Origin of the sequence: Nodosilinea sp. LEGE 07298, assembly GCF_015207265.1 — a bacterium.
In the GTDB taxonomy this organism is placed as follows: Bacteria; Cyanobacteriota; Cyanobacteriia; order Phormidesmidales; family Phormidesmidaceae; genus Nodosilinea.
Window position 1 is genome coordinate 1 of sequence record NZ_JADEXE010000243.1, and the last position, 10,190, is coordinate 10,190.

7 protein-coding genes are annotated in these 10,190 nt (G+C 56.1%); 3 read left to right on the forward strand and 4 right to left on the reverse strand.

Annotated elements, in window-relative coordinates; genetic code table 11:
- Positions 1 to 295 precede the first annotated feature (295 nt).
- Positions 296 to 1,984, forward strand: a complete 1,689-nt coding sequence (locus tag IQ273_RS24835) for an NAD(P)/FAD-dependent oxidoreductase (protein ID WP_194025828.1) — start codon at positions 296 to 298, stop codon at positions 1,982 to 1,984.
- 230 nt (positions 1,985 to 2,214) lie between these two features.
- On the opposite strand, the gene IQ273_RS24840 is transcribed toward IQ273_RS24835, so the two are convergent.
- The 3 genes from IQ273_RS24840 to IQ273_RS24850 form a co-directional block, all read right to left on the reverse strand.
- A complete protein-coding gene (locus IQ273_RS24840; RefSeq protein WP_194025829.1) occupies positions 2,215 to 2,607 on the reverse strand; it encodes an AbrB family transcriptional regulator in 393 nt (130 codons plus the stop codon).
- 901 nt (positions 2,608 to 3,508) lie between these two features.
- A complete protein-coding gene (locus tag IQ273_RS24845) occupies positions 3,509 to 4,237 on the reverse strand; it encodes a hypothetical protein (RefSeq protein ID WP_194025830.1) in 729 nt (242 codons plus the stop codon).
- A 413-nt stretch (positions 4,238 to 4,650) separates the two neighbouring features.
- The gene (locus IQ273_RS24850; protein WP_194025831.1) at positions 4,651 to 6,150 is read right to left on the reverse strand and encodes a glutamine synthetase family protein; all 1,500 of its coding nucleotides are present in this window, start codon (positions 6,148 to 6,150) and stop codon (positions 4,651 to 4,653) included.
- A gap of 277 nt (positions 6,151 to 6,427) precedes the next feature.
- On the opposite strand from IQ273_RS24850, the gene IQ273_RS24855 reads away from it, so the two are divergent.
- Positions 6,428 to 8,074 (forward strand): EcsC family protein, encoded by a 1,647-nt coding sequence (locus IQ273_RS24855; protein ID WP_194025832.1) that lies wholly within the window; start codon positions 6,428 to 6,430, stop codon positions 8,072 to 8,074.
- Positions 8,075 to 8,175: 101 nt separating this feature from the next.
- On the opposite strand, the gene IQ273_RS24860 is transcribed toward IQ273_RS24855, so the two are convergent.
- Positions 8,176 to 8,919, reverse strand: coding sequence for an ABC transporter substrate-binding protein (locus tag IQ273_RS24860; protein ID WP_194025833.1), 744 nt, complete (start codon positions 8,917 to 8,919; stop codon positions 8,176 to 8,178).
- Between the two features lie 243 nt (positions 8,920 to 9,162).
- Here IQ273_RS24860 and IQ273_RS24865 point away from each other — a divergent pair, with 243 nt between their 5' ends.
- Positions 9,163 to 10,059, forward strand: a complete 897-nt coding sequence (locus IQ273_RS24865; RefSeq protein ID WP_194025834.1) for a phytanoyl-CoA dioxygenase family protein — start codon at positions 9,163 to 9,165, stop codon at positions 10,057 to 10,059.
- Positions 10,060 to 10,190: the final 131 nt, after the last annotated feature.

The following is a 10,190-nucleotide window of genomic DNA, read 5'->3' on the forward strand; positions in this document are numbered from 1 at the left end:
ATTGCCGGTCAGATGTTTGATAACGAATATGACTTGGCCATGACCGTCATTGACGGCATGGAAGCGCGTAGTAAAGCTGGAAATTATCAGCTAGAACGTTTTATGTTTAAATGCGCCTAGCTACTTACAAGACCGAGAAGAATCACGCTTTGTCAAGTAATTTTTGGGCGCAAGCGTCTGGGCCTGCCGAAAACAACTTTAGCCCGCGCCACTCTCCCCTAGCCGAACAGTCTTTTTAAGACAGAAGACCACGGACTAGCGAGTGGGGCCTGACTGCACCTGTGGAGCTGTTGCTATGAGTAGTTATGATGTCATCGTTGTAGGGGCTGGCCACAACGGTCTGGTGGCGGCACTATACCTGGCCCGAGCTGGCTACAACGTGCTGGTGCTAGAGCGCAACAGGCAAATTGGAGGGGCCGTGCAAAGTGGCGAGATTACCCGGCCCGGCTTCATCCACGACCTCTGGTCTACCAACCAGAACTTGTTTCTGGCATCTCCAGTTTACAAAGAACTTAAGGATGATCTAGCCCGCCACGGCCTGAAGTACGCCAACTCCCCGAACCCCTATTGCTGCGCCTTCCCAAATGGCACCAGCCTACAGGTGTACTCAGATACCGACAAAACCCTCAACCAGTTACGTCAGCACAACCCTGCCGACGCTGAGGGTTGGACGGCGCTGTACGATCACTTTCACCAGTTTCAGAAGGCGCTGCTGCCGCTCTACGCCACTCCGCTACCATCGGGGCAGGCGGGTATCAAGTTAGGTCAGGCGCTGACCTCGGTGGGCTTTGCTGAACTGGTGCGGCTGGCACGGATTCTAGCCAGTTCTACCCGGCAGCTGGGGTTGGAATTTTTTGACAGCCGCGAGGTGCGCACCCTGGTTGCCACATGGGGCATGCACATGGACTTTGGCCCCGATGTGCCGGGTGGAGCGATGTTCCCCTTTTTAGAAACCTTTAGCGACATGGAAGAGGGCATGAACGTGGCCCAAGGGGGAGCGGCGAAGATGCCCCAGGCCCTGGCTTCGCTGGCTAAAGAGCACCAGGCCGAAATTCGCACCGAAGCTGAGGTGGCCCGCATTATCGAAGAAAACGGACGCGCCATTGCGGTCGAACTCACCAGTGGGGAGCGCATCGGGGCAACTCGCGCCATCATCGGCAACCTGACGCCGGATGTGCTGTTCAAGCGGCTGTTGGGGGATGTGCCCATTTCCAAACAGGTGCAGCGCTACGTCAAAAGCTATGTCTACGGGCCAGGCACGATGATGGTGCATCTGGCGCTGAAGGGCCAGCCCAACTGGCAGGGCCATCCTGACATGAAAGACTTTGCCTATGTCCACATCGCGCCCTACGTGGAAAATTTGGCCCAGACCTACAACGACTCGATCAACGGCATTTTGCCCGCCGACCCGCTGCTAATTGTGGGGCAGACTTCGGCGGTTGACCCTACTCGCACCCCCGGCCCCGATGATCACATTCTCTGGATTCAGGTGCGCACCCTGCCATCGCAGATTCAGGGCGATGCTCGCGGCGAAATTCGGGGCCGCGATTGGGATGAGGTGAAGGAACCCTTTGCCCAGCGAGTGCTGCACAAGCTAGATCATTATGCGCCAGGGATTCGGGATCAAATTCTCGATATGACCGTCTATTCGCCCAAAGACCTGGAGCGCCATAACCCCAACCTGGTGGGCGGCGACAGCATTGGCGGCAGTTTTCACCTGCGGCAAAACTTCTTGTTCCGGCCTTTCCCCAACTACTCAAACTATCGAATGCCGCTGGAACAACTCTATATGGTGGGGGCAGGCACTTGGCCTGGACCCGGCACCAACGCCACGTCGGGTTATCTGTGCGCCCAAGAAATTCTCAAGTCTCACAGCCTAACCAAAACCCTGGTGACGGGGGCTGCGGTGGGCGGGGCCGCGATCGCAACCGGTATGGCAGTCAAAAAACTCACCGAGGGGGGCCACGATGGCGATCGCGATTAGCCAGATCACCACCACCCAGTAAAGCCTGGCGGAGGTGATTGAGCACTATTGCTGTTTTTGGGCAAAAGAAAAATGGCTCAGCACCCATTCAGCTAAAACACTTTGCCGCGGGCTTCTACTCATTTCTGATCGAGCCAGCCCAATTGAGCTAATCTATTGACCGTTCAAACGTTAGCCCAGTTCGGCGAGCAGCGGTTTTGTCTTCAAGGCGATCGCCTCGGGTTGATCCCCTATTCCTCGCCCTCCTCATCGCCCTCTTCATCGAGCTTGACCAGGTGAATGTGCTTGTAGCCCAGCTTAATTTTGAACTCATCACCCGTCTTGAGGCCCATTTCCTCGGTATAGGCTGCACCGATTACAATCTGGCCGTTCTTGTGGACGGTTAGGGTATAAGACGCTTCTCGGCCTCTACCATCTGAACTCTTCTGCGGCTCAAGCTGAATTCCCTTAGCTGCTAACAGAGCATCGTAAAACTCAGCTAGGTTAACGCGAGTTTGACCTTCTTTACTAACGGTGTAGTAACCACATTCTTTCGCAAGTTCGCGCTTTGTGAGGCCATCATTTTCTTTGACCTTAGCCAGAAGTGCTTTACCAGCCAAGGCTTCACTGCTTTTTACTGCCATAGTTTGAACCGTCCTAAATAGATAAAAACCTAGTGCTTAGTTCGCCGCTTTGAATAAACTCCCAAATCGCCTCTGTTCTGTTTGTATGACTGGAATCAGGGCTAACTGGAAGACATTTTGACCAAGCTTAACCAACCCTTGTCGATTATAGTTCTTGTTAGCGGAAATGGATCGGTGAATGAGGCTATAGATGCATGACTAATAATATTGACCAAATCTTCGCTATCAAGTCTACAAATCTGTTGCCTCAATAAGTCGTTGTTGACCAGGCAGAGTCTCGCTTGGCGATACAATATGCCGAGGGAGTAGTGCTGCCAACGCAATTGTTGAGATTGCCAATAATACAGAGAAGCCCTGGTTTTATGAAATGATGGTCTGCTCTAACTGAGGGTAACGTCTTCACAAGCAGCTTAAGCAGCCAGGGCGCAGAGCAGATACGCCCTATAAGTTGTTGACAAAGTGTTCTGGGGATCATCAGCGCTGATCAGAATATTTTGAATATGCGGCTAAAGCCTTAATGCAGCCTGCGAACATCTCTACCAATCGTTCTACTTACCCAGCAAGAATTATCCAGCGAGAAGTTAAAGTTGCTGAGGCACGTATTTGCATAACGTTGGCACCTCTGATTGGAGAGGGGAAAAACAGCTTACTGCGGTTCCTGATTGGGTGAGGTATAGCTGTGGCCAGTCTGGTTAAGACAGGTCTCCTATGAACGTTCAAACGTTTGAACGTTCATAGGGTTTCTGGATGTCCTAACCAACGTGACCATGGCTATAAATGCTGGCTGAGTTCTAGATTCCCCCAGTTTCTGACTATCCAAGTTCCACTCTACCCTCCCTGAATAAGGGGCCTGAGTAAGGGGACAAGGGGATCTTCATGATGTACTTCACCCGAGTAAAATTTACTCAGGCTGTTCTGGAGCAGAAAGCGTCGCGGCCAAACATCCGTAGGCTTCAATTTGCTCAATCAAGGCTGTATCCCACTCTGGGTTGAGTACCGGGGGCTGCTCCGCCGCCAGCAGGCGCAGTTCGCCATCGGCTTCTACGGTGCCTAAAAACTCCACATCGTAGGGCACATAGGCAGAGGCTGGGCTCAGGCGAATGAGCGATTCTGCTGTCTGCACATCCCGGCTCACCAGTTGACCGTCGACTACCCGTCCTACCGAAAATTCGGGTGGGGTGGTGAAGGTTTCAAAGGGCACGGTTTCGGTTTCCATTTGCCGGTAGCGCACCAGGCACACCTGCCCCGGCACCGTCGAAGGCAACACGGTTGTGAAGTCGTGGGGCATCAGGTTCCAGTCGCGCACCCAGGTACCCAGAAAGGGCGCGATCGCAGGATTGACCACCGCCCACTCCTGTCGGTACTGCTCCAGCTCTAGCGAAACAGGCTTGCCCAGGTTGCTAATTTTGCCCAACCCCGCCAGCGCCAGCTCCGAGTCGATCAGCTGGCCCAGTTCGGCGTTGCGCTGTTGCAAAGCGGCGGGCGACAGCGGTGGCAGCAGGGTCGCGGGGTCAACCTCAGCCGCAGGCGCATCGGGGATATTGGGAATAGGCGATTCCTCTACCGGCAGGGTACAGGCGCTGATGCCCCAAATGCCCAGAATAATCAACCCAAGAGTCCGCTTAACCATCCCCGTCACCCATACATCAATCAAGCCGTTTATGCGGGTGAGTGTAGCAGGGGGAGAGGGGCAAGGGCGCGATCGCCCAGCCAGTCATCAAGCTGGACAAATCTTCAGCACAACAGATGCCCCGATACAATAGCCCGATCAGCAGCCCAGTCGGGTGCATAGCGCGGGGCGCGGCGCTGCCTACGCGAAGCAATGCACCTCAAGATGACTCAGCAATCAATAGACAGTGAGAATCGGGTTTCTAAGACAACCCATAGTCACCCTATGTTTTGCAAAAGAAACCCGGTATTTACAAGTCCCTAGTACTCTGCGGCGCAAGTTTAGATACTATTACCATTCTCCGGGGGCTAGGGAGCAGGGGGGCTAGGGAGCCAGGCAATTCGGAATGGTGGGCATATTTCAGCCGTTGAGTACTAGGGCAAGCAGTCCATGTAGTTCTCCACGTCCCAGTTGGTGGTGGTAGCCAAAAAGCGAATCCACTCATCCCGCTTGTACTGGTCGTAAAGGCGATACATTTCCCCGGTCAGCGCCGACTGAATCACCTCATCGGTAGCCAGAGCGTCCAGCGCTTCGCCTAGGGACATGGGCAGCTTCTTCACCTGCTTGCCGTCTTCCATCGCCTCATAGATGTTGCGCTGCTCCGGTTGTCCGGGGTCGAGCTGGCGACTGAGGCCATCGTCAAAGGCTTTGAGAATGGCAGCAGCCATCAGATAGGGGTTTACCATCGAGTCAACCGCGCGGTACTCAAAGCGACCGGGGGCCGACACCCGCAGACCGCAGGTACGGTTTTGGTAGCCCCAGTCAGAGTAAACCGGAGCCCAAAAGCCCGCATCCCACAGGCGGCGGTAGGAGTTGACCGTCGAGCAGCCGATCGCCGTCAGCGCAGGCAGGTGCTCAATCACGCCGCCAATGCAGTGCAGCCCTACAGGACCAGGAATGCGTTTGGAGGCACCCTCTACCGGCATGAAGGTGTTCTCGCCGCCCTGATGGTAGGTGTAGTTGCCCTCCAGACCAGGCAAGCTGTCGAAGCCGAACATCTTAATCGCCGTGTCGCCCCCTCGCCAGAGCGACAGGTTGTGGTGGCAACCCGAGGCTGAAACGCCCATAAACGGCTTCGACATAAAGCAGGCGATTAGGTTAAACTCGCGGGCCACCTGAGCGCAGATTTGGCGGTAAGTGGTGAGGCGATCGGCGGTGCGCACCGCATCGTCAAACATGAAGTTCAGCTCTAGCTGCCCCGGCGCATCTTCGTGGTCGCCCTGGATCATGTCTAGGCCCATGGCCCGTCCGTACTCGATTACCCGCAAGAATACTGGGCGAAGCTCTTCAAACTGGTCGATGTGGTAGCAGTTAGGCTTGGTCACACCGCCGTTGGGCTTGCCGTCGGGGCCTTTTTTCAGCCACATCATCTCGGGTTCGCAGCCGTGGCGCAGCTGCAAGCCGTGCTTGGCCTGAAATTCAGCGTGGATGCGCTTGAGGTTGCCGCGACAGTCGCCCGTCAGAAAGGCTGCCGCATCGACCTCTTCTTCCCGGTTGCGAAAGCAGACGCAGTAGACGCGGGCGACCCGCTTATCCCACGGCAGCTGGCAAAAGGTCTCAGGGTCGGGAATGGCAACCAGTTCAGCCGCCTCTGGCCCGTAGCCCAGGTACTGGCTGTTGCGATCCATCGCCAGGTTGACGGTGGCCCCATAGACCAGCTGAAAGCCGTTGGCAGCCGTGGTCTCCCAATAGTCGGAGGGAATGCCCTTGCCGACGATGCGCCCCGTAACAGAGACAAACTGGTAATAGATGTACTGAATACCCAGCTCGTCGATTTTGGCCCGCACCTGCTTCACAAGTTCGTCGCGCCCCTCGGCGACAACGTAGCGCTCTAGATCGGTCGAGGTATCGACCCGTGTTAGCACTCCAGTCACCGTGAGACCTCCTAGTTTGCATAGCAGAATGGTCTCAGTAAAGCCAACTTGTTATAACAAGTTTGTAGCCATTGATACGTCTATAGGGAAACAGATTGCGGTCTTCCCAGAGGTGTATGACGAGAGAGAAGGCTCAAGGTACAGTCGAGATGGGTTCCATTGAGATGCAGATAAAACACTGGCTGAAGTAAGTCCCGCTCGATCGGTACGATTGTGTTTACCTGTGCCTGGTGCTCCTGTCTATGGCCTCAGTTATCGACCTGAACCGAAACCTAGCATGTCAGACGACCTTGCCAATCTGCTAAAAGCCGCCCGTCAGGGAAAGACCGATGCCATTGCTGACTTGATTAAGGCCAAAATCAACGTGCCGGCGTTGACGGTCAAAGTAAGCAGGGCGAAGGCAGGGTATAAGACACGGCTGGAAAGTGTTTTAGTGCCTGACAAAGCGCGATCGACGGCTTTCGTGGAGAACCTGTTTGCTGACCTAAAGCTGCCCAAAGCTACCCACGTCGACCTCTTCGGCTGGCTCCACGCAGACGACTTTCCCACCTGGCACACCGCGATTGAGATTCCCGCCAGTGAAGATGCTGAGCCGGTAGAGGCTGATGCCGTGGAGCCTAGCCTCGATGATACGGGCTCTGAAACCGGTACTGATGCCCTAGCCAAGCCCAGTCAATCTCGACTCAAGTCAGTACTTGGAGCCGTCGGTACAGCTGCCAGCGCAGTTGGCCAGGCGGCTAGCCAAGGAGGAGAGATTGTCACTGATGCCGTTACGGGTACCGCTAAAACCGTGGGGCAAGTGGCGAGTCAGGGGGGAGGAGCTGTCGGAGATGCCGTTACAGAAACTGTCAAAAATGTGGGCAGTACCGCTGCCCGTACCAGCGGTGCCGTGGCGCGCACATCGGTAGATGCCTTAGGTGCTCTGGGCAAAACGATTGCCCAGGTACCCGAGGGGTTAGGGGACCTGATGCAGGCGGTTAACCAAAACTCGGAGCTGCGAAGCTTGACCAAGGTGCTCAGGGTAGACTGGCTGCTCCAGATTTTGGATCGCGTCGATGTTACTAAGGCTAAAGAACAGGTACAGCAGCTTCAGACCCAGTACCCTGACGACACGCCCGAGCAGATCGCTCGTCGCATCATGACGCGCAAGGCGCTCTATGTTGGCGGAACCGGACTGGCTAGCAGCCTGCTGCCCGGGTTTGCAGCAGCGATGGTAGCCGTAGACCTGGCCGCAACGACGGCTATTCAAGCTGAGATGGGCTATCAAATTGCCTGCGCCTACGGCTTCGATGTGCACGATGAGGAGCGTAAAGGAGAAATTCTGTCGATTTTTGCGCTTGCTCTCGGCAGCAACAAAGCCCTCAAAACCGGCTTGACCTACCTGGCGCGAGGTATTCCGCTGGCAGGGGCCGCCATAGGAGCCAGCACTAACGCCGTTGCGCTTTACGCCGTTGGCCACGCGGCCGCTAAGTATTATGAGGCCAAACGACAGTCGCCCGATGACACTGTAGCGATCGCCGACTTATCCCAAGACGACCAGGTCGAAGGCTGGACCGCGCAGCAGGTGGTGATCGATCAAATCTTGACCCACGTGGTAGTCGCCGGATATCCGGATACCGACTGGGAGGCGCTGTTGCCTCAGCTAGAAGCTCTAAACCTAAGCCCCGCGTCTATGAATGTGATCCGGCGCGAGATTGACCAGCCCACCGACCTTGAACAGCTGCTGAACCAACTAGACGATGAGTTTGCCCTATTTTTGCTGGCCCAGTGCGAGCGTCTAGTCGATTTCGACGGCATTGTTACGGCGGAGGAGCAGCAGGTGCTGGAGACAATTTTGTCGGTGCTGTCGGTGCGTAATAACGAAGAGATTCCAGAAGAGGCCACTGCGGTAGCTCAGCGCATTCGCGATAAGTTTCAGCCCTAGAAACTCTGGGTGAACACAGCCATGTTCACCCTCTAGCCAATGGCAACACGATTAACTGATCACCATACAGGTTAAGCAGGTCTTACGATCTCCCCAAAACATCAAGCCAGCGGAAACGGTTTCCAGGGAATCCATTCGGCCCAGAGTTTGGCCATAGTGCCATCGGCTAGGGCGGCGGCGATCGCAGCATTCAGCGTGGCATTCAGGGTTGGGTTGGCCTTGGGGGTGGCGATCGCAAAGGGCACCCGCGTCGGCAGACTCAGCCCAATCTCCAGCGAATCATCTTCCTCAGCGGCGACCACCAGCACCAGCTCGTCGTCAATCAGCGCATCGATGTCTCCGGCCCGCAGGGCCGCCAGCATTTCGGGTAAAACCATATCGCTGCCGGGGTAGGGCACAGCTGTTGCCCCCGGAAACCCTTCGACCAAAGCAATATTGGTGCTGTCGGCTAAACCACCGACCCGCTTACCGGCCAGGTCATTCACCGAAGTAATGCCGCTGCCTTTTTTCACCAGGACTGCCTCATCAAATAGGCCATAGGGCTGGGTGAAATCGACCACCTGCTGGCGATCGGGGGTAATGGCCTGGTTAAACCACACCGCATCATACTTTCCGGTAGCCAGACAGGTGTAAAACTCGGCCATGGGCAGGTTGTGCCATACGGGGGTCAAGCCCAACTGCTTACAAATGGCTCGGGCCAGCTCGGGTTCGTAGCCGGTGCGCTGGCCTTCGGCGGTGAGAAAGCTCATGGGGCGGGCATCGAAATCGCTGGCGGCAATGTGCAAAACGCCTGGTTCAACGGTGAGGCTGGTTAGAGAATCGGCGGTGGGTAACGGGGGACACATAATCTTTGGGGGGAGAACTTATTATGACAAGTAGATAGGGCACCCCCAATTTTGTCAACTCATTGAGCTTGAATTGGGCCGGTCAGTTGGCTAAAACCTTCTATCAGGGCTAATTTTCCTAGATTCTAGACCCCATAGCGATCGCCCCCTTGTAGGGTGGGCACTGCCCACCACCACCAAATTCTTTCAGGCAAAGCTTGCCCCGCTCACTGTGTTCCTAACCCCCAAAAGCCTCTGTTTGCAATGGACTATCAACCCATTCAGCTCTCCCCAACGCAGATTCAACAGTTTCAAAACGATGGCTTTTTGATTCTGGAAAATTTTCTGCCGCCCGACTTTGCCGAACGACTGGCCAGTCGCTTAGAACCCATGTTCCACGGCGAGTTTGAAACCGGCATTTTTCCAGACGAATGGCACTGGCGACCGCGCATGAGCCTGCCCGACATTACCCGCGAAATCTGCAACGGCTGGAAGAGCGATCGCACCATCGCCAGCCTGGTGCTCTCGTCTGAAATTGGCCGCCTCAGCGCCACGCTAGCGGGGTGGGATGGCGCTCGCATTGGCCAAGACAGCCTGTGGATGAAACCGCCCGGTGCCAAAGCGATCGCCATGCACCAGGACGGCGTTTACATTGACTACCTGATGCCCGCTGAAATGATGACCTGCTGGGTTGCCCTCGATCGCGCCACCGCCGCCGATGGCACCCTGGTCTACGCCAAAGGCTCCCACAAGTGGCCGATTTCGAGCGTAGCGGGCGAGTTCCACGCCCCCACCAAAGACTATCGCTGGGCCATGCTGCAAGCGGCAGAAAATGCTGGAGTGCCCGAGCCGGAGCTGGTTGTGGTGGATGTCCCCGCCGGGGGCTGCGCCTTTCACCACGGGCGCACCTGGCACGGCCTTGGCCTCACCACCCGCACCGAAGGCATGTTTAATAGCATTGGCCTGCACACGCTCCCCGCTGCCGCTCAGTTTCACCCCACCAACCCCCAGGGCTACATCTACGGGCGCTACAAGCGGGTCGGACATACCGAAATGGACGAGAGCTTTTTCCCAATTCTCTGGCGCAACGACGGTTACCGCAGCCCGCACCTGGCGGAGTATTGCGAAGATCCGCTGGGGGCGACTATGGCGATCGCCTAACGATCTTGAATGTCGGTCGCTGAGCTTGTCGAAGCGTGGATTGTTGGCGAAATGCCCCGGTGGTGGGTTACGGCCATTGCCTAAGCGATCGCCTCCCTCACAGTTATCTACGGCCTAACCCACCCTACTCG